Annotated in this window: 19 protein-coding genes, 1 tRNA gene and 7 pseudogenes; 11 read left to right on the top strand and 16 right to left on the bottom strand. The window is 22.6% G+C overall.

All coding sequences use genetic code 4. The features are described 5' to 3' along the window. Positions 1-54: 54 nt before the first annotated feature. The 3 genes and pseudogenes from AAHH39_RS02940 (at position 55) to AAHH39_RS02930 (ending at position 2,438) form a co-directional block, all read left to right on the top strand. Complete coding sequence (locus AAHH39_RS02940; protein ID WP_342218589.1) at positions 55-1,314, top strand: hypothetical protein; 1,260 nt, start codon at positions 55-57, stop codon at positions 1,312-1,314. Positions 1,315-1,547: 233 nt separating this feature from the next. Then, positions 1,548-1,667: pseudogene (locus tag AAHH39_RS13270) on the top strand (IS30 family transposase); the annotation flags it as partial. A gap of 15 nt (positions 1,668-1,682) precedes the next feature. Further along, positions 1,683-2,438: a hypothetical protein gene (locus tag AAHH39_RS02930; RefSeq protein ID WP_342218784.1), complete on the top strand. Its 756-nt coding sequence runs from the start codon at positions 1,683-1,685 to the stop codon at positions 2,436-2,438. Here the strand turns inward: AAHH39_RS02930 and AAHH39_RS02925 are convergent. The 3 genes from AAHH39_RS02925 to AAHH39_RS02915 all read right to left on the bottom strand — a co-directional run bounded on the left by AAHH39_RS02925 (position 2,430) and on the right by AAHH39_RS02915 (position 4,267). After that, the gene (locus AAHH39_RS02925; RefSeq protein ID WP_342218153.1) at positions 2,430-3,374 is read right to left on the bottom strand and encodes an IS30 family transposase; all 945 of its coding nucleotides are present in this window, start codon (positions 3,372-3,374) and stop codon (positions 2,430-2,432) included. The two genes, AAHH39_RS02930 and AAHH39_RS02925, sit on opposite strands and share 9 nt — an antisense overlap. Before the next feature lie 33 nt (positions 3,375-3,407). Continuing rightward, complete coding sequence (locus AAHH39_RS02920; protein WP_342218783.1) at positions 3,408-3,734, bottom strand: hypothetical protein; 327 nt, start codon at positions 3,732-3,734, stop codon at positions 3,408-3,410. 149 nt (positions 3,735-3,883) lie between these two features. Further along, the gene (locus AAHH39_RS02915; protein ID WP_342218782.1) at positions 3,884-4,267 is read right to left on the bottom strand and encodes a hypothetical protein; all 384 of its coding nucleotides are present in this window, start codon (positions 4,265-4,267) and stop codon (positions 3,884-3,886) included. 122 nt (positions 4,268-4,389) lie between these two features. Here AAHH39_RS02915 and AAHH39_RS02910 point away from each other — a divergent pair, with 122 nt between their 5' ends. Continuing rightward, the gene (locus AAHH39_RS02910) at positions 4,390-4,698 is read left to right on the top strand and encodes a hypothetical protein (protein ID WP_342218781.1); all 309 of its coding nucleotides are present in this window, start codon (positions 4,390-4,392) and stop codon (positions 4,696-4,698) included. 33 nt (positions 4,699-4,731) lie between these two features. After that, entirely contained in the window at positions 4,732-5,676 is a 945-nt protein-coding gene (locus tag AAHH39_RS02905; RefSeq protein WP_342218780.1) for an IS30 family transposase, read from the top strand. Between the two features lie 49 nt (positions 5,677-5,725). Here AAHH39_RS02905 and AAHH39_RS02900 read toward each other — a convergent pair whose 3' ends face one another. Both AAHH39_RS02900 and AAHH39_RS02895 read right to left on the bottom strand, forming a co-directional pair. Beyond that, positions 5,726-7,036, bottom strand: a complete 1,311-nt coding sequence (locus tag AAHH39_RS02900) for a glucose-6-phosphate isomerase (RefSeq protein WP_342218779.1) — start codon at positions 7,034-7,036, stop codon at positions 5,726-5,728. A gap of 170 nt (positions 7,037-7,206) precedes the next feature. Further along, positions 7,207-7,584, bottom strand: coding sequence for a S1 RNA-binding domain-containing protein (locus AAHH39_RS02895; RefSeq protein WP_252318945.1), 378 nt, complete (start codon positions 7,582-7,584; stop codon positions 7,207-7,209). Positions 7,585-7,951: 367 nt separating this feature from the next. On the opposite strand from AAHH39_RS02895, the gene AAHH39_RS02890 reads away from it, so the two are divergent. Further along, positions 7,952-8,206, top strand: a complete 255-nt coding sequence (locus AAHH39_RS02890; RefSeq protein ID WP_342218778.1) for a hypothetical protein — start codon at positions 7,952-7,954, stop codon at positions 8,204-8,206. Between the two features lie 44 nt (positions 8,207-8,250). On the opposite strand, the pseudogene AAHH39_RS02885 reads toward AAHH39_RS02890, so the two are convergent. From AAHH39_RS02885 to AAHH39_RS13265, 3 pseudogenes are all read right to left on the bottom strand, one after another. Then, positions 8,251-8,722, bottom strand: a pseudogene (locus tag AAHH39_RS02885) (IS5 family transposase); the annotation flags it as partial. A 67-nt stretch (positions 8,723-8,789) separates the two neighbouring features. Continuing rightward, positions 8,790-8,943 (bottom strand): annotated as a pseudogene (locus tag AAHH39_RS02880) (oleate hydratase); the annotation flags it as partial. Positions 8,944-8,961: 18 nt separating this feature from the next. Then, positions 8,962-9,144 (bottom strand): annotated as a pseudogene (locus AAHH39_RS13265) (oleate hydratase); the annotation flags it as partial. Between AAHH39_RS13265 and AAHH39_RS02875 the strand changes: the two are divergent. Next, entirely contained in the window at positions 9,119-9,283 is a 165-nt protein-coding gene (locus tag AAHH39_RS02875; RefSeq protein WP_342218776.1) for a hypothetical protein, read from the top strand. The pseudogene AAHH39_RS13265 and the gene AAHH39_RS02875 sit on opposite strands and share 26 nt — an antisense overlap. A 44-nt stretch (positions 9,284-9,327) precedes the next feature. Here the strand turns inward: AAHH39_RS02875 and AAHH39_RS02870 are convergent. The 3 genes and pseudogenes from AAHH39_RS02870 to AAHH39_RS02860 form a co-directional block, all read right to left on the bottom strand. Further along, positions 9,328-9,687 (bottom strand): annotated as a pseudogene (locus AAHH39_RS02870) (oleate hydratase); the annotation flags it as partial. Positions 9,688-9,850: 163 nt separating this feature from the next. Next, positions 9,851-10,690: pseudogene (locus AAHH39_RS02865) on the bottom strand (IS30 family transposase); the annotation flags it as partial. A gap of 149 nt (positions 10,691-10,839) precedes the next feature. Continuing rightward, positions 10,840-12,108, bottom strand: a complete 1,269-nt coding sequence (locus AAHH39_RS02860; RefSeq protein ID WP_342218775.1) for a transposase-like zinc-binding domain-containing protein — start codon at positions 12,106-12,108, stop codon at positions 10,840-10,842. Positions 12,109-12,225: 117 nt separating this feature from the next. Between AAHH39_RS02860 and AAHH39_RS02855 the strand changes: the two genes are divergently transcribed. Then, on the top strand, positions 12,226-13,170 hold the full coding sequence (locus AAHH39_RS02855; protein WP_342217458.1) for an IS30 family transposase: 945 nt from the start codon (positions 12,226-12,228) through the stop codon (positions 13,168-13,170). Positions 13,171-13,531: 361 nt separating this feature from the next. Then, positions 13,532-14,572: a hypothetical protein gene (locus AAHH39_RS02850; RefSeq protein ID WP_342218774.1), complete on the top strand. Its 1,041-nt coding sequence runs from the start codon at positions 13,532-13,534 to the stop codon at positions 14,570-14,572. 66 nt (positions 14,573-14,638) lie between these two features. Here the strand turns inward: AAHH39_RS02850 and AAHH39_RS02845 are convergent, their stop codons facing one another. The 4 genes and pseudogenes from AAHH39_RS02845 to AAHH39_RS02825 all read right to left on the bottom strand — a co-directional run bounded on the left by AAHH39_RS02845 (position 14,639) and on the right by AAHH39_RS02825 (position 18,870). After that, positions 14,639-15,610: a 3'-5' exoribonuclease YhaM family protein gene (locus AAHH39_RS02845; protein WP_342218773.1), complete on the bottom strand. Its 972-nt coding sequence runs from the start codon at positions 15,608-15,610 to the stop codon at positions 14,639-14,641. 14 nt (positions 15,611-15,624) lie between these two features. Continuing rightward, positions 15,625-17,307, bottom strand: coding sequence for a phospho-sugar mutase (locus AAHH39_RS02840; protein WP_342218772.1), 1,683 nt, complete (start codon positions 17,305-17,307; stop codon positions 15,625-15,627). 138 nt (positions 17,308-17,445) lie between these two features. Then, positions 17,446-18,390, bottom strand: a pseudogene (locus tag AAHH39_RS02835) (IS30 family transposase). A 174-nt stretch (positions 18,391-18,564) separates the two neighbouring features. Further along, positions 18,565-18,870, bottom strand: coding sequence for a hypothetical protein (locus AAHH39_RS02825; RefSeq protein WP_342218770.1), 306 nt, complete (start codon positions 18,868-18,870; stop codon positions 18,565-18,567). Positions 18,871-19,783: 913 nt separating this feature from the next. Between AAHH39_RS02825 and AAHH39_RS02820 the strand changes: the two genes are divergently transcribed. Both AAHH39_RS02820 and AAHH39_RS02815 read left to right on the top strand, forming a co-directional pair. After that, positions 19,784-20,011 (top strand): hypothetical protein, encoded by a 228-nt coding sequence (locus AAHH39_RS02820; protein ID WP_174481002.1) that lies wholly within the window; start codon positions 19,784-19,786, stop codon positions 20,009-20,011. Further along, the gene (locus tag AAHH39_RS02815; RefSeq protein WP_342218769.1) at positions 20,011-20,208 is read left to right on the top strand and encodes a hypothetical protein; all 198 of its coding nucleotides are present in this window, start codon (positions 20,011-20,013) and stop codon (positions 20,206-20,208) included. The genes AAHH39_RS02820 and AAHH39_RS02815 overlap by 1 nt, the downstream gene beginning before the upstream one ends. Positions 20,209-20,261: 53 nt before the next feature. Here the strand turns inward: AAHH39_RS02815 and AAHH39_RS02810 are convergent. Continuing rightward, a tRNA-Gly gene (locus AAHH39_RS02810) sits at positions 20,262-20,335 on the bottom strand. Positions 20,336-20,400 lie beyond the last annotated feature (65 nt).

Raw genomic sequence — 20,400 nt, 5'->3', positions numbered from 1 at the left:
ATTTACAATTCAGGAAAAGTAAATGGGTTTTAATATTTAAAAGGAGATATTAACATGACTGACAAAACTAAATCACAAACATATAATTTTCTATTAGAAAATAAATCCATAGAAGATATTTTAAAACAAGAAAACATTTTTGTGAAAGAAATCAAAAACAAGAGACATGGAGGAAAAACATATAGGATTGATAATAATCAACAACTTAATGATGATTCCTTAGAAAATAATATAAAAAATTTAGAACCAATTGGTATTAGTTTAATAGATAACCAAAATATGCAAAAAACAAATGTTGATACATGAACAAAACTAACTAATTACTTAAATTGAGCAACACCAAATGCAGAACAACTAATACAAGCTCAAAGAACAATTCAAGAAAAAGACAAAGAAATTGAACAACTTAAAAAGCAAATTGAAGAATTAAAACAATCAAAACAAATCAATGTGAATTTCAATAAGTTTAAATATAATGCTGTAACAATTTATGATGAAAAACAAAGAAAAAAGACAAGAATTGAAAAAATTTACGAAGAAATTTTACCAATTAATAACAAAGTTTATTTTATAACGACCATTCAACATATTGATAATTCAATTAATGAAGAGGTAATATATTTTCAACACCTTACAAATGGTGATATACAAGTTGTTAAACAAATAAAGAATTATAAAAATATCAATGATTATAAAAAAGATATTTTACTAATTAATGACATTTCAACCCATAACATTAATAATTTTCAATTTGTACCAATTAAAGACTTTTTAAAACAACAACAAGGTTTCAAATTAAAACCAAATAAAAGTGAAATAGTTACATGAATAATTACTTGGTTAATAATACCCCTAGGTGTAGTGGCTATTAATCTTATTCATCCACCATTATTAATAATAAGCCTTGTAATTGGTGGTATTGCTACAGCCCTTAGAGGAGGGGTAGAATTTTTTTCATCAACTGCAAAAAAAGTTTGATCATGATTTTCAAATAAATATTTTAAAAATAAAGAACAAAAAGAAAAACTTAAAAAAGAACGCGAATCAATAATTAAAAATCTTACCAGTAATAAAACAGAAATTAAATTAGAAACACAATATGATATTTTAAAACAAGAATTGGATAATAGAAAAGAGAAAAATCCAGACCAATTAATAAGTAGTGAAACAATTAATCAAAATTCAAATATTGAATCAGTAAATAATCAAAATTTTGATTCATCTATACGCAATACAGTAAACCAACAAGAACAACTACCATCAACAACTTCAAATCATAACTGAAATAAAGTAAAATGCTTATTAACAACATAATTAATAACATCTAAATCACTATTTTGAAAAATAGTGATTTTTTACTAATTTTTTACACATTTTTAGTTTTAAAAATATATACTTTTATTGAATATTTTAAGTGTATAAAAAAATATTCAATAAAAATAATAAAGGAGAAAAATATGTGAAGATCATGTAATGAATGAAGCCAAGCGGATAAAGATAAACATAACAAAGAAGCTAGAGAAACAAACAAAGCTTGAGGAGAAAATACTTTTAATTATGTAGAAAAGTATGGATGACCAAAAATTATTCATCAATTTACACTTAAAATATTATTTTTAATTAAAAATTTGTTAAAAGTAACATTATTTAGTGTAAAAATTCTCTAAAAATAACACTTTATCATGTATCATTACTTTTCTACAAAATTAAAGGAAAATATTCTAGCTAGTCTTCGTAATTTTATTGAAGCTGTATTTTTGAAAGTATATTCTGTTGAAAAACAAGTATCTATAAATCCAATGGAATATAATGATATAACTTGCGCTATTAAGTATATAAAATCCATAGGAAAATTAAAATTTTTAAGACAATTTCATGATTATGTACAAATTTCAGTTTCTCATTATAATGTTGGTGAAGAAAATTCAGAGAGATTGATGTTGAAATATTATGAATTTTTGATTAAAATAAAAAAATTTTTAAAACAAACTTATAATATTAATGTTCTTCATAATCTAAATAAGTTTCCCATTAATAAAGAAACTGCTTCTAAAGAGTATTATGAAAAAATATCTGAAAAAATTTTGCAATCTAAATTAAATAATTTAAAAATTAGATTTGATAAACGTTTTTATATAAAAAAAATAAAACCATTTTTTGTAAAAGATAAAATTTTTTATGAAGTAACATTTGTTGAAGCAAATTTTGGAAAAAATAAATTTGATGGAATGATAGCATTTACTGATTTTGAAATTTTAAAAAATTATTCAGTTAAATTTTCTTTTTGTAATAGTAGTATTGAAATTATTGGTAAAACAATGCCAATTTTAATCATTAATAAATGAGAAGTTTCAATAAAACCTTGAGCAATTAAGAATTTTGCTAGTATATTAGGCAACCTGAATTGTAAATATAAATGGGACAGTTTTTTAAAATAATTGTATTAAATCTATTGGTCTTTTATAAGATAGTGATTTTCTGGGTGTAGAATTAATTTGAAATGCTATAGTATTTAAATCTTTTTGTTTATATGAAGATAGATCTGTAGATTTTGGTAAATATCTTCTTAAAATACCATTATTATTTTCATTTAAACCTCTTTGACAAGGTTTACCAGGATCTGCAAAATAAATCTTAACATTACATTTTTTTTCGATTAATTTTCATTTACTAAATTCTTTACCACGATCAAAAGTAATAGTTTTAACTGTTCCTTTTTGTAACTTTGAAATAAATTTTATTATACTTTTTGTAATATTTTCTGATTTATTATTTTTAGTTGCTAAAGGAATTGTGGTTTTTGATCATATATCAGCTAAAGTAATAATAGAACTTTTATGATCTTTACCAATGATAGTATCACCCTCTAAATGACCAAATTCTTCTATATTTTTAATATTAGGAATGATTAAATTTCTTTCATGAATAGACTTACAATTATTAATTCTGCCCCTAGTTTCTTTTTGTTTGTGAGGTTTATTTTTTCCTTTTCTCAATAAGTTATTTTCATCAAAACCCATTCGATTTGTTTTAAACATGTTATATAAAGTTTTTGTTGAAATACTTTTTATTTTATTTTCCTTTAAAAAATTAGCAATTATATCAAGAGCATAATTTTTAGTAATTAACAAATGATTAATAGTATTAATTTCTATTAAAGTTAAAATTATTAATTTTCTACCTGCATTTTGTTTATTTTTTTGAATTTTATTCAATATTTCTAATGGTAATAAGTTTTGATTTAATAATCTACAAACTCTATGTACAGTTGATTTACTATAATCAATGGCTTTTGCTATTTTACGAATTGAAAATCCATAACTTTTATATTCTTTTATTGCTATTATTGATTCAATAGTCAGATACTTATACATTGTGCTAATTCCTTTCTTTTCTTAATTATAGAATTAACACAATTTAATTTTTATATAAGTGTCCTTTTTAATTTTACAATTCAGGTTTAAAGCTTCTGCTTTTGATAAATTATTATATTTAGAAGTCATTAATAATTTTGACATTTCTTTTTGTTTATCTGTAAAACCATTAAATAATTTTTCTTCTTCATATATATTTACTTTATTTTCATATTCTTTTAATTTTGTTTCATATTCACTTAATTTAGGTTCAATATTTTTTTTACTTTCAGCATATACTACATTTCTATGTTGTTTTAGTAAATTTTTAACATCATCTAAACTATAATTCTCTTTTTCATCAAAAGTAAAATCACTCATACTTTTAATCTCCCTTGTTATTAAATTTTAATAATTCACTTGGTTAATAGGTCACTTTTATATATGTTAAATTAACATATTCACTTTATTAAATTATATCATTTTTATCATTTAAAATAAAGAAAAAAACCTATATTTATTATAGGTTTCTAATCATCATTTTCTATTTTTCTAGGTTCAGAAATATTAATAATTATATTACTATTATTTGCTTCTATATCTTGATTATCTATTAAATCATCAAACATATCTCTATGATTTGTTCTTAAATAAGCTCAATCATATTGAGGTACTTGTGTAACATTTTTTAATCGTGCAATTCCTATTTTAAGACATGCTTTATCATATTCTTTAAGAAAATCTTTTTGTCATTTTGTCGACCTTCTTCGGTAATCAAATATATATTTATTATCCACATTTAAAATATAATTTAATTCTTGTTTAGTACATTTTTTTAAATTATCTTTATTTTCTCTTAAATATTCTTGTATCTTTTCTTTATAATTACCTAATTCTTTTCTTTTTGCTGGCATATTTATCACCTATATTCAATATTTATATATTAATTATATCATTTTAACTAAATCATTTTCCAACACTCACCAGTTAATTATTGTTATACTCAAAGTTATGTATTTAGAAAGGGATTAATATTATGAATTTTCTAGAAAATGAACTTAATTATGATGAACTTGATAATCAAATTATTAATAATGGTTTAAATTATTTCACAAATCTATTAAAAGCATATGATGATTTTTGACATCAAAATATATATGATAAAAGTAAACATAAATATGTTAAAACTGCTCCAAGAAGTCCAAATACTCAATATGGTAAAATAAATAATTTTTATCGTAGAGGTTATTTAATATTAGAAACTAATAAATATTATTATCCTTTAGATGATTACCTGAATTGTAAAATTAAAAAGGACACTTATATAAAAATTAAATTGTGTTAATTCTATAATTAAGAAAAGAAAGGAATTAGCACAATGTATAAGTATCTGACTATTGAATCAATAATAGTAATAAAAGAATATAAAAGTTATGGATTTTCGATTCGTAAAATAGCAAAAGCCATTGATTATAGTAAATCAACTGTACATAGAGTTTGTAGATTATTAAATCAAAACTTATTACCATTAGAAATATTGAATAAAATTCAAAAAAATAAACAAAATGCAGGTAGAAAATTAATAATTTTAACTTTAATAGAAATTAATACTATTAATCATTTGTTAATTACTAAAAATTATGCTCTTGATATAATTGCTAATTTTTTAAAGGAAAATAAAATAAAAAGTATTTCAACAAAAACTTTATATAACATGTTTAAAACAAATCGAATGGGTTTTGATGAAAATAACTTATTGACAAAAGGAAAAAATAAACCTCACAAACAAAAAGAAACTAGGGGCAGAATTAATAATTGTAAGTCTATTCATGAAAGAAATTTAATCATTCCTAATATTAAAAATATAGAAGAATTTGGTCATTTAGAGGGTGATACTATCATTGGTAAAGATCATAAAAGTTCTATTATTACTTTAGCTGATATATGATCAAAAACCACAATTCCTTTAGCAACTAAAAATAATAAATCAGAAAATATTACAAAAAGTATAATAAAATTTATTTCAAAGTTACAAAAAGGAACAGTTAAAACTATTACTTTTGATCGTGGTAAAGAATTTAGTAAATGAAAATTAATCGAAAAAAATTGTAATGTTAAGATTTATTTTGCAGATCCTGGTAAACCTTGTCAAAGAGGTTTAAATGAAAATAATAATGGTATTTTAAGAAGATATTTACCAAAATCTACAGATCTATCTTCATATAAACAAAAAGATTTAAATACTATAGCATTTCAAATTAATTCTACACCCAGAAAATCACTATCTTATAAAAGACCAATAGATTTAATACAATTATTTTAAAAAACTGTCCCATTTATATTTACAATTCAGGAAATTTATTATTAGGAAATTATTTTTTACCTAATAATGTAAACATTTTCTTTTTGTATACTTCAACACCAGGTTGGTTAAATGGGTCAACATCTAATAATTTTGCACTAACAGCACAAGCCTTCATAAAGAAATAACTAGAATAACCAAACATTTTGCCATCCATTGTATCCCATTCTAATAAAATATTTGGAGTTTTTCCTACTATTTCATCACTATGAGCTTCAATAGTTCCTTGTAAGGCAATATTATTAATTTCATGTAAAGAATGTTTTGTTAAATAGTTTAATTGATCATTGTTTTCTTTATCAAGTGGAATTTTGATATCTTCATTAGGTTTTTTGATTTTTATTACTGTTTCAAAAAACATTTTTGAACCTTCTTGAATAAATTGGCCCATTGAATGTAAATCAGTTGAAAAAACAACACTAGCTGGTAATAATCCTTTGCCATCCTTACCTTCTGATTCACCAAATAATTGTTTTCATCATTCACATAACATTTGCATTTGTAATTCATAGCTTACTAAAATTTCAACTGCTTTATTATTAGTTTTATGTAAATGATAGCGAGAAACTGCATATAAATAGGCATCATTAACATCAATTTTATCACTTTTACATTCTTTTGCTGCTAATTGCGCACCAGCAATAATTTCTTCACAGTTAATTCCTGCTACCATCATCGGAAAAATACCAACAGGAGTTAAAACAGAGTATCTACCACCGATATTATCGGGGATAACAAAGCTTTCATATCCTTCTTCTTTTGCCAAATCATGGAGTACTCCTCTTGTTTTATCAGTAGTAGCGATAATTCTGTTATTAACAATATTCTTATTTTTCTTTTGTTTAATTAATAGTTCTTTTAACAAACGAAAGGCAATTGCTGGTTCAGTAGTAGTTCCTGATTTAGAAATAACATTAATGGCAAATTCTTTATCTTTTAAATATGATAAAACTTGGTGAACATAAGTTGAACTCATAGTATTACCCATATAAATTACTTTAACAGGAGCCGTATTATTAAATAAACCTTGCACCATATCAATTCCTGCTCTAGCACCTAAGTATGATCCACCAATACCAATTACTACTAAAACTTGTATTTCTTTTTGTAGTTTCAATGCTAGAGTTTTCATTCGTTTTCAAGAATCTTGAAAAGTAATGTCTTTTTGGTATGCAAATGGAAAATCAATTCATCCTAATCAACCATCTTCATTTTTAGCATTACTTTCCAGTTCAGCGTTAATCACCGTTACTTTTTCTTGATATAAAGTTGATAATTCTTTCATATCTAAATTAGTAAACTTTAAATTAGTTTTTATCACTATTCTATAACCTCCTTATAGTATTTAAAATTAAAATATTAATTCGTAATAATACTATTTAATATTTATAATAAAAATATAGTTGTAAAAATTTTAGATTGCAAGAAAAAAATAAAAAATATTGCCATTAAATAGCAATATTTTTTATTATTTGGAAGAAAAATAGTATTTTAATTATTTTCTTCTTTTTTAAATCAATTATCAACAGTTTCTCTTATTGGTGCAAATCCTTTACCATTTTCTTCAATTGAAGAATTATTCTTTGCAACTAATCCTTGTTCTTTTGTACTTAAACTTAATTGTTGTTTAGTATGATCAATACCTGTTATTTCTGCTTTAACTGATGTACCAATTGTAAAATAATCACTAACATTTTTAACAAATTTAGGGGTAATACGACTAATGTGAATTAAACCAGAAAATCCATTTGGACACTTACAAAAAACTCCGAATTCCTTTATTCCAGTTGGAGTTACGGTAATAATGTCACCAACTTGAAATTGTTGAACATTTGATTCATTTTCTTCATTTTTAATAATTGTACTCATAATAAGTTAATTCCTCTTTCTTTTGTATAATTTAATAATACATAAAAATATTATAACATTATATTTAATCTTGAAGTTAAAATTAATAATATTAATTTTATGAATTTTTAAACATTAGAATGAGAAATTATTAATTGATTTTAAATTTAAAGATTATTAGAATATTAAATTTGTTAGCAATTTCTTTATTTTTAAAGAAATGAATGTTACTTGTAACAATATTACTAATTTTTTTTAATATTTTTCTTTATTTTATACTTAAAATGGTAAGTTAATATAGATATTTTATTTTATAAATATTATTAAAAATATTAGGATTTATTATAATAATCCTGATTTTTCAAGTAATTCTTCTAGAAAAGTTCCCTTGATTTTTTTTAATGCACCTCTACGGAAAATTTTTAAGATAAGAGGAACTTGTATATCATTAATTTTTTTCTTATCTCATAAAATATGAGTTGAATTCAATAGCACTCTAATATCATATGCTGAAGCAAAAACTTCTTTTAATTATGTAGAAAAGTATGGATGACCAAAAATTATTCATCAATTTACACTTAAAATATTATTTTTAATTAAAAATTTGTTAAAAGTAACATTATTTAGTGTAAAAATTCTCTAAAAATAACACTTTATCATGTATAATTACTTTTCTACAAAATTAAAGGTTTTTTCTGCTGTGGTTATGTAAATTGCATGTGGTAAACCTTGAGAATCAACAACAATATGACGTTTTATGCCTGAAATCTTTTTACCAGCATCATAACCTTTATTTTCAGTAGTATCTGTATTTTTAACACTTTGCGAATCAATTATACAAAAACTAGTTTGTTCTTTGCGATTATTATTGATACGAACTTTTTTAACTAATTTTTTTTAAAATTAATTGCAATACACTAGGTTCTTTACCATTATTTTTACTTCAAATTTGAAAATAATAATATACAGTTTGTCATTTTGGAAAATTTTTTGGTAGCATTCTTCATTGACAACCACTTTTTAATACATATAAAATTGCACAAAATACTTCATATAAATCTAAACTTCTTGGTTTTGTTTTCTTTTTGCTATTTTCTAAAATTGATTTTATGTTCTCAAATTGTTCTTTGGTGACATGACTTGGATAATTTTTATGCATATATACCTCTTATTTTAAAATATATAATCATTTTACATTATTTTCGAAAAGATTCTAAACAGGTTCTAAAATCTTTACTTTGCTTTGCCAAATTTTCTCATAATTCTCAACTTCCACCTAATTGGAGTTGTTCACTAATTGGTGCTGGAGTATTATGATCACCATATGTTGTACTTTCAGATACTGCCATTAGTTACAAAAACGAAATCATTTTCTTTTAATATTATTTGTTGTTCTTTATTCTTTTTTTGAAAAATGATTTTTTTTGCAATTTTTTCTTTATTTTCATTTTCTGAAATTATAATATTTTTTACTATTGTTTCATAGTGAAAAACAACACTTTGTTCTTCTAAGTGAGAAATTAATGGTAAAACAAGTGATTCGTATTGATTGTATTTGGTAAATTTAAGTGCTGATAAATCTTTTAATTATGTAGAAAAGTATTTTAATTATGTAGAAAAGTATGGATGACCAAAAATTATTCATCAATTTACACTTAAAATATTATTTTTAATTAAAAATTTGTTAAAAGTAACATTATTTAGTGTAAAAATTCTCTAAAAATAACACTTTATCATGTATCATTACTTTTCTACAAAATTAAAGGATAAATCTGGTAATCCATCAAGATGATGAATGAATCTCATAATATATCTTCTCATTTCCATAGCACTATGTCATTTTTCAAAAGCAAACATTGCCCAATATCATCAAAAATTTGATTTAAAAAAATCTTCTGGAAATACTTCTTCGATTGTTTTATTATTTAGATTTACTTCTTTTGTTAAAAATAATTCAATTATTTTTTTACAAGCCTCTTCATTCAAAGTAAACTTACCATCATCTTCTGTTCTTTTCCCTTGTTGATGAATAAGTCGACACTTAGAATAATTTGGATCTTCTTTATTTAATCAGTAAAATTCATCTAAAACTGAAGCCCCTTCAATTTCTAAAGATGGAATAGAGTTTTAATTATGTAGAAAAGTATGGATGACCAAAAATTATTCATCAATTTACACTTAAAATATTATTTTTAATTAAAAATTTGTTAAAAGTAACATTATTTAGTGTAAAAATTCTCTAAAAATAACACTTTATCATGTATCATTACTTTTCTACAAAATTAAAAGATAGATCTGTAGATTTTGGTAAATATCTTCTTAAAATACCATTATTATTTTCATTTAAACCTCTTTGACAAGGTTTACCAGGATCTGCAAAATAAATCTTAACATTACAATTTTTTTCGATTAATTTTCATTTACTAAATTCTTTACCACGATCAAAAGTAATAGTTTTAACTGTTCCTTTTTGTAACTTTGAAATAAATTTTATTATACTTTTTGTAATATTTTCTGATTTATTATTTTTAGTTGCTAAAGGAATTGTGGTTTTTGATCATATATCAGCTAAAGTAATAATAGAACTTTTATGATCTTTACCAATGATAGTATCACCCTCTAAATGACCAAATTCTTCTATATTTTTAATATTAGGAATGATTAAATTTCTTTCATGAATAGACTTACAATTATTAATTCTGCCCCTAGTTTCTTTTTGTTTGTGAGGTTTATTTTTTCCTTTTCTCAATAAGTTATTTTCATCAAAACCCATTCGATTTGTTTTAAACATGTTATATAAAGTTTTTGTTGAAATACTTTTTATTTTATTTTCCTTTAAAAAATTAGCAATTATATCAAGAGCATAATTTTTAGTAATTAACAAATGATTAATAGTATTAATTTCTATTAAAGTTAAAATTATTAATTTTCTACCTGCATTTTGTTTATTTTTTTGAATTTTATTCAATATTTCTAATGGTAATAAGTTTTGATTTAATAATCTACAAACTCTATGTACAGTTGATTTACTATAATCAATGGCTTTTGCTATTTTACGAATCGAAAATCCATAACTTTTATATTCTTTTATTGCTATTATTGATTCAATAGTCAGATACTTATACATTGTACTAATTCCTTTCTTTTCTTAATTATAGAATTAACATAATTTAATTTTTATATAAGTGTCCTTTTTAATTTTACAATTCAGGAAATAAAAAAAGTCATCAACTTGACTTAAAATTTGATTTTATTAAATTTTGGGATTTATTTTTTTTACAAACTGAAATATAACACATTGGATTTTTGATAAGGGGTTAATCCGTAGTGTTGATATTTTCATTTCCATAAATTGAGGTAATTTTGAATATTGGTAAATCCAATGCCATGGTAATGAGTAATAAATTCTTTTAAACTTGATTGTATTTTACTGATATTACTTAATTTTTTATAATTTAATTCTTTATTTTCTTTTGATTTAAACTGCTGGATAGTGGATTTAGTTTGTTTAGCTACTGTATCATATAATACTTGCATATCACAAACTATAATTGAATTTTCTTCGATAAGTTTCGATGTTAAGTTTTCTTGTACTCATTTTTTATTTAATCTTTTAGTATTTGTTGTTTGAGCATAGATATTTCGGTTTTCATCAATTGCCATTTGAATACAACAATTTAAATCTTTAGCATTTTCTTCAATTCATTGTTTTCTTGGATCATTTGGATCTTTAAAGTTTCCTTTATGAATTTCTTTGATAAAAGTTTCGTCAACTTCAATTCTAGCTTTTAATTTTACAAATTGATTTTGTGTTTTTACTAATTGTGTTGATTTCATAAATTTTTGATGATTAAATCAGGCAGTTTTATTTGTAGTATTAATAAATTGAGAAATAATGTAAGCAGATTGACCTAAAGTAGCTATTTGTATCAATAAATCTCATTGATCATGAGATAAATGACTTCAATAAAAATAATGATTTTTAAAAGCATGAAAAGTAATATTACAACTTTTACATTTATATCTTTGCTTATAATCTTTACTACCATATTTAGTACACAAAAAAGAACTACAATCTGGACATTGAATACCTTTCTCTTTGAATTTTTGTTCGACTGCTTCAAATTTTTCTTTTTTCTCAATTTGTTTAATTCTAGTTTTATTTTCTCTAAAAATCTCAATAAAATCTTTATCAGACAAATTTATTAAAAAATCCAATGTAATTGTAAGAACAATTACAAATGATACATCAGGTTTATTAACTCAAAGGTTATTTAATTTTGCTATTTCTTCAGAAAAACCTTGATTAATACATTCAATAAAAATGAAAGATAATTTTTCATTTATTTCATTATTCTTAATAATCTCTTGATAAACATCATTAAATTCATTATTTAATAATTTTATATTTAATATTGATAAATCTTCATAACTCATATTTCTAAAATTTAAATTAAATTCAAATTTTTCAAAAATATTTATTATTAATTGTTGATTTTCAAGTTCTTGATACTCGCTTTCTGATTGGATTACTTTACTAGCCATCTTTTAATCTTCCTTTTCTAATATTTTAATTTCCTGAATTGTAAAATTAAAAAGGACACTTATATAAAAATTAAATTGTGTTAATTCTATAATTAAGAAAAGAAAGGAATTAGTACAATGTATAAGTATCTGACTATTGAATCAATAATAGCAATAAAAGAATATAAAAGTTATGGATTTTCGATTCGTAAAATAGCAAAAGCCATTGATTATAGTAAATCAACTGTACATAGAGTTTGTAGATTATTAAATCAAAACTTATTACCATTAGAAATATTGAATAAAATTCAAAAAAATAAACAAAATGCAGGTAGAAAATTAATAATTTTAACTTTAATAGAAATTAATACTATTAATCATTTGTTAATTACTAAAAATTATGCTCTTGATATAATTGCTAATTTTTTAAAGGAAAATAAAATAAAAAGTATTTCAACAAAAACTTTATATAACATGTTTAAAACAAATCGAATGGGTTTTGATGAAAATAACTTATTGAGAAAAGGAAAAAATAAACCTCACAAACAAAAAGAAACTAGGGGCAGAATTAATAATTGTAAGTCTATTCATGAAAGAAATTTAATCATTCCTAATATTAAAAATATAGAAGAATTTGGTCATTTAGAGGGTGATACTATCATTGGTAAAGATCATAAAAGTTCTATTATTACTTTAGCTGATATATGATCAAAAACCACAATTCCTTTAGCAACTAAAAATAATAAATCAGAAAATATTACAAAAAGTATAATAAAATTTATTTCAAAGTTACAAAAAGGAACAGTTAAAACTATTACTTTTGATCGTGGTAAAGAATTTAGTAAATGAAAATTAATCGAAAAAAATTGTAATGTTAAGATTTATTTTGCAGATCCTGGTAAACCTTGTCAAAGAGGTTTAAATGAAAATAATAATGGTATTTTAAGAAGATATTTACCAAAATCTACAGATCTATCTTCATATAAACAAAAAGATTTAAATACTATAGCATTTCAAATTAATTCTACACCCAGAAAATCACTATCTTATAAAAGACCAATAGATTTAATACAATTATTTTAAAAAACTGTCCCATTTATATTTACAATTCAGGATATATAAAAAAGAAAAGAAATTTTCTTTAATTTTGTAGAAAAGTAATGATACATGATAAAGTGTTATTTTTAGAGAATTTTTACACTAAATAATGTTACTTTTAACAAATTTTTAATTAAAAATAATATTTTAAGTGTAAATTGATGAATAATTTTTGGTCATCCATACTTTTCTACATAATTAAAAGAAATTTTTTAAAAAATAACTTAATTTACAAGTATTTTTGCATATTAAAGTTATATTGTAAAATATTTGGTTTTCATATATTATTAATTCAAAATCTTTATTGGTTTTTAAATTAACTTATTATTTTTAAGTGAGGTAAAAAATGAAAAACTTAGTGAAATTATTATCGATCTTAACAATATCAACACCAATACTATTATCAGTTGTTGCTTGTGATAATAACACAACACAAAAAACAGAATTAAAAGATAAAATTACTAAACTAACAACAAATATTACTGTAGATGGTAATAAAAGTAATAAAAAATTAGATACATTAATAAATAATACAACAGAAGTTAAAAACTTAAATTCAAAGTTAGTTAACCCTGTAATTAAATATTTTAGTGATAAAGAAGCTAAAAATGATATAACTACTAAATTACAAAAAGTTGGTGATTTATATATAGTTATTACTAGCAATAGTAATGATTTGAATTATCAAGGTTCAACAGCACCAATTAAAATAAATATAAAAGAACAATCTGATAAAACTGATTTAAGTACTATTACTCAATTAACTGGTTTAGACATTATTGCTAATCCAAGTAAAAGTTATAAAGAATTAATTAGTAATATAAATAGTTTTGATGAATTTAAGTCAACACCATTAGCTGCTGGTTATCAACTTCAATTTTATAACGAAAATAATGAAGAAATAACAAACAATAAACAAGAACTTGAAAAAGTATCTAAAATAGTTGTCAAAATAAGTAGTAATTCAAATGATCCAAATTATCAAGGTTCAACAATGATTGATATAACTAAACAAATAATTATTTCAGATAGTGATATGCAAAATAATTTTGCAAAGACAACTTTGCCATTCGCTTCATTAGCACCACCAAGTTCAACTAAAGCAACAATAAATAAACAAGAAGCAGTAACAGATGTTATAAATAAATTAAAAAAATTACAAAAAGATTCAGAATCACTTGTTAAAAGATTATTAAAAGGTATCTATAAAGAAAAAATTGATTTTAATAAGCTTAGAAATGAAAATGAAATTTATGATAAAAATAAAAAGCCAGTACCTAATGATTGATTTAAAGATAAAGAAACAGATAAAGAAGCAAATGTATTGATTTTTTATGGTAATACAGAAACTGGTTATTTTTACCCTATAAAAATAAATATAAATTAATTAATTTATTAAAATTTATGATAAATAATAAAAACTCTCTTTTATTTAAAAGAGAGTTTTTATTATTTAAACTTTTTTATTTTTTTCCTTTAAATTTTGATGTTTATAGAACATTCTATTTTCAATACTTGCAATACGAGAAGTTGATTCACCAACATTAATATTAACCAATGCTTCATCAATTGCATAGATCTTTGCATCTAAGTTATCTAAATGATGTAAAATTTCAGCTTCTATTGTTTTTGGTAAGACAGGTGAGCCATATTCATATTTACCATGACTAGCTAATATTAGATGCTGTAATAAAACTACGATTTCTTCCTCTAAGTTAATATTTAATTCCTTACAAGCAAGTGTAACTTGCATTGCACCTAATGAAATATGACCAATCATTTTACCTGATAGTGTATATGAACTAATAGGATTATTATTTAATTCAACCATTTTTCCATAATCATGCATAATGATTCCTGCATATAATAGTTCACTATTAATATTACGATCATTATAAAGTGCTACTACTTGTTTTGCCATTCTTAGCATTGTTACTGAGTGTCATAATAAACCGCTTTGAACAGCATGATGCATTTTAACTGCTGCTGGTCACTTTTTATAATCATCAATATTTTTTTTATTAAAACATTGGATTAATACTTTTTTTAAAATTGGATTTTTAAATTCCTTTATTGTTTGACTAATTTCAGTTCATGCTTCAATAATATTAATTGGTGCTTGTGTAAGTAATAAATCATAATATTCACTAGGATTAGTAATAATAGTTCAATTATTAATTTTTAGTTGTATTTCATTATTATAATTAATACTATTTGCTTCAATTTTAATTACTTGTCCTATTGTTAATTGTTCAATAGTTTCTTTGCTTACGTCTCAAATTCTTGCTGAAATTGTCCCAGTTTTATCTTGTAATTGTAAGTTTAAATAATTAGTATTGTTAGAAGCAACACCTTGAATTACTCGATTAATAATTACTACTAAACTTAAAACATTATTAGGTTTAATATCTTTAATTACAGTCATTTTTTAGTTCCTTTCTATCATTTTATATCTTTGATATTTAGATATTTGATAGCTAATTCTTCATACATTTTTCTCATTTTTAATTGTGCATCATTAATGGTTTTATCAACACAAACAAAATAGAATTTAATTTTTGGCTCAGTTCCACTAGGTCTAATAGCAAATCATGAACCATCACTGAAGTAAAATTTTAGTAAATTTTGCGATGGCATTCCATGTAAACCAGTTTGATAATCTTCAACTTTAATTGTTTTAATATTATTAAGTGTTGGTATTTTACTAGTTCTTAATGTTTCTAACATATTATTAATAGTATTTTGTCCTGTTTTTCCTTTTAAAATAACATTAATAGTATAACAGTAATAATATCCAAATTTTTGATAAATATTTTCTAAAACATCAACTAATGTTTTTTGTGAATTTTGATAATATCAAGCCGCTTCTGCTGCTACAATTGCTGATTGAATACCATCTTTGTCACGAGTAATATCTTTAATAACATAACCATATGCTTCTTCAAAACCAAAAACAAAGTTAATGTTACGTGCTTTTTCTTTTAGCATTTCTGCACCAATTCATTTAAAACCAGTTAACGTTTTAATGACTTGACATCCATATGATTTAGCAATCATATCAGATAAATTTGAAGTAACAAATGTATTGTACATAACGGGATTTTTTGGCATTGTTTTATTAAGTTGATAATGGCTTAATAAATATTCTAATAAAATTGGTGCTGTTTCATTGCCTGTTAATAATACATAATCATTATTATGTTTTACAGCAATACCAATGCGATCAGCATCAGGATCATTTAAAATAATTAATGGTGCATCATGTTTTTTAGCATGTTTAATTGCTAAATCAAATGTTGGTTTTACTTCGGGATTAGGCGACACTACACCTTTAAAATCAGGATCATAGTTAGCTTGCTCTGTTACTAAAATAATTTCATAACCGCATTGTTCTAAAATTGGTTTAACTCATTCACGACTAGTACCGTGTAGATTAGAAAATACAATTTTAAAGTTACGATTTTTAACTTGTGGATAAAACTGTAAATTTTTAATATCATCACGATAATTATCTTCTACTGTTGAAGGCACTTCTTTAATTAGGTTAGTATCATAATCGAATGTTAATTGAAAATCATCAGGCAATTGTTCCATTTTATTGCTAATTATATTGGTAACATTAGGAAGAAATTGACAGCCATATTGATCATAAATTTTATAACCATTATATTCAGGAGGATTATGACTGGCCGTAATAACAATTCCAGCAAGAGCATTAACTTTTCTAATACTATATGAAAGTACTGGTGTTGGTCTTAAATCATTATTTTTAAATAAAAAAACAGGAATTTTATGTTTAGCTAAAGTTTTTGCTGTTAACATTGTAAATTCTGCTGAAAAGTGACGATTATCATGAGCAATAATAACACCACGAAGTAAGTCTTTTTCAGAAAAGGCAGATTTTAAATATTGAATAAATGCGACAGTTGCTTTCATAATAATAATTTCATTAATTCTTCCGGTACCAACTCCAGTAATACCACGCATGCCAGCTGTACCAAATTCTAAAGTTGTAGTAAAAGCATCTTCAATTTCACTGTTAGACATTGTAGTTAATTGTTTTTTTAAGTGTTGTGGTAAGTTTTGCTTTTTTCAAATCTCATATGTTTTTAGTACATTCATTATTATTTCTCCTTTATAATAAAAAATTAAGTTTATAGGTAAATCATACTATAAAATAAGAAGAAAATAAATTTTAGTAGTTAATCTAAACATAAACTTTTAATTAACCTGAATTGTAAATATAAATGGGACAGTTTTTTAAAATAATTGTATTAAATCTATTGGTCTTTTATAAGATAGTGATTTTCTGGGTGTAGAATTAATTTGAAATGCTATAGTATTTAAATCTTTTTGTTTATATGAAGATAGATCTGTAGATTTTGGTAAATATCTTCTTAAAATACCATTATTATTTTCATTTAAACCTCTTTGACAAGGTTTACCAGGATCTGCAAAATAAATCTTAACATTACAATTTTTTTCGATTAATTTTCATTTACTAAATTCTTTACCACGATCAAAAGTAATAGTTTTAACTGTTCCTTTTTGTAACTTTGAAATAAATTTTATTATACTTTTTGTAATATTTTCTGATTTATTATTTTTAGTTGCTAAAGGAATTGTGGTTTTTGATCATATATCAGCTAAAGTAATAATAGAACTTTTATGATCTTTACCAATGATAGTATCACCCTCTAAATGACCAAATTCTTCTATATTTTTAATATTAGGAATGATTAAATTTCTTTCATGAATAGACTTACAATTATTAATTCTGCCCCTAGTTTCTTTTTGTTTGTGAGGTTTATTTTTTCCTTTTCTCAATAAGTTATTTTCATCAAAACCCATTCGATTTGTTTTAAACATGTTATATAAAGTTTTTGTTGAAATACTTTTTATTTTATTTTCCTTTAAAAAATTAGCAATTATATCAAGAGCATAATTTTTAGTAATTAACAAATGATTAATAGTATTAATTTCTATTAAAGTTAAAATTATTAATTTTCTACCTGCATTTTGTTTATTTTTTTAAATTTTATTCAATATTTCTAATGGTAATAAGTTTTGATTTAATAATCTACAAACTCTATGTACAGTTGATTTACTATAATCAATGGCTTTTGCTATTTTACGAATCGAAAATCCATAACTTTTATATTCTTTTATTGCTATTATTGATTCAATAGTCAGATACTTATACATTGTGCTAATTCCTTTCTTTTCTTAATTATAGAATTAACACAATTTAATTTTTATATAAGTGTCCTTTTTAATTTTACAATTCAGGTAAATAATAAAAAATAAAATTATTAAAAATTTCAATTTCAATCTTTAATAATTTTATTTTATTTTTATATTGATTGTGAATTGGTTTTATTATAGAATTGTTATTGGTTGTTTGTCATTTTTAATAGAATTTATTGCTTTAATATTTATTTTTTTATTTGGTTCTGAAGTTTTAATTAGTTTATATAATGGTACTTGTTTGTTATCTTTATTAAGATACTGATCACTAGTAATAGTACCAACAAGCTTTTCATTATTATTTAGTAATATTTCAGCAAGAGATGTTGTTATTGGTAATTGTGGTTTAATTTTTCTTGAATTTGTTGTTGTTTTTTCTTTAAAAACTTGTTTTTCTTTTTCTGTTATAAGATTTTCTGATTTTTTACTATATAGCATTTCTAAATATCTCCTTTTTGAAATTAAAAACCTATTTACTTTAAAATAAAAGTAAATAGGTAAAAACTTATATTAATTTTAGGAAAATTATATCATAATATCTATATTAAATATAGATATTTTCATTTATTTTTGTATTAGATAACTATTGTTTAATTAGAAATAGTTACTTCCTTAGAAGTTTTATAATTTAATTATTTATAAAAAATACATGTATATGAAATTAAATATTAATACTTATATAAGTGTTAATTATAATTTTCATCAAAAGTATTATTTTTTATGTTATTATATATTCATAATTTAATAACTGTTCAGTCCTAATATAGATATATCTCTATGTTAGGATTTTTATTAAATTAAAGTTTTAAAGAAAAGGAAAAAAGATTAAAAGAAATTCCTAAAGATAAAACTAAAACAAATTAATTAAAGTAGCAGTAAGCAATAGAACAGTTCTTGCTTATGTTTGAGACCCCAGATTAGTCAATAAGAAACATTGTGAGGTTGAGTTACAAATTATGAAACAAATGATTATTTTTGTTTCTATTGTTACACCTGACTATGTAGAGATGAAAAACTTAGTTAAAAAAATGACAAAAACAAGTGAGTGATTTAATAAATAAAACTGAAGTTCCAATCAGTGAATATAAAAAATTTTGTTTTAAAAACAATTTCAGGACAATTATAAATAAAGATTGCATTTGCAATCTTTATTTATCTCTTTATATTAATTTTAAGTTATTAATTTTTTTATTGATTTTACTTGGAATTTCTTGTAAATGAGTTATAATTGTATTAAAGTTTTAAAGGAACTTTGGAACAAAATATTTTGGTTTTTTTATAGATCTCGTTTAAATTTTTGTATTTAAATTAGGTTTTTTGTTTTATTATATCGTTTAAAGGAGTGAGAAATATGAAATCACAATTTTATAGAGATGGAATAATTTATTATGCAATGAATTTAGAAAAGTGAGCAAATGTTGAAAATAAAACTTACTTTATAAAATATCATGATGTGATTTTAAAATTAACTGACATCATTAATTGTTATGATTTAAAAAATATTTCTGAAGTAAAAGTTTATAAGTTCTTAGCAGATGCTTTTAATAGTCGAATTTTAAAAGAAGTAGGGGATAACTAATGAAAATTAATTTAGAAGAATGCACAAATAATAAAATAAAATATTTAGAATCATTACCAGAAAGAACTAATGGAATGTCTTTAGTTATGTATCCAGTAAATTCATGAGCAGAAATAGTTAATAAATGTGCTTGCAGTAATTCTAGTGATGAAGAAACAACAGTAGTACTACAAACTAAAAAAGGTCCTAAAATATAAACCATTATAAAATAAAAAAAGGCGTATTAATTACGGCTTTTATTTTTTTATAATGGAGCGGGTGATGGGAATCGAACCCACGTCTTCAGCTTGGAAGGCTGTAATAATACCATTATACGACACCCGCAGTTTGTTAACCACCATGTATTTATATCATATTACTAAAATTAAAGTCAACTACTTTTGATAAAC

It is taken from the genome of Spiroplasma endosymbiont of Amphimallon solstitiale (assembly GCF_964030965.1).
GTDB lineage: Bacteria > Bacillota_I > Bacilli_A > Mycoplasmatales > VBWQ01 > Spiroplasma_E.
The sequence above is the reverse complement of the archived record's forward strand: the minus strand, read 5'-3'. Positions and strand labels throughout refer to the sequence as shown.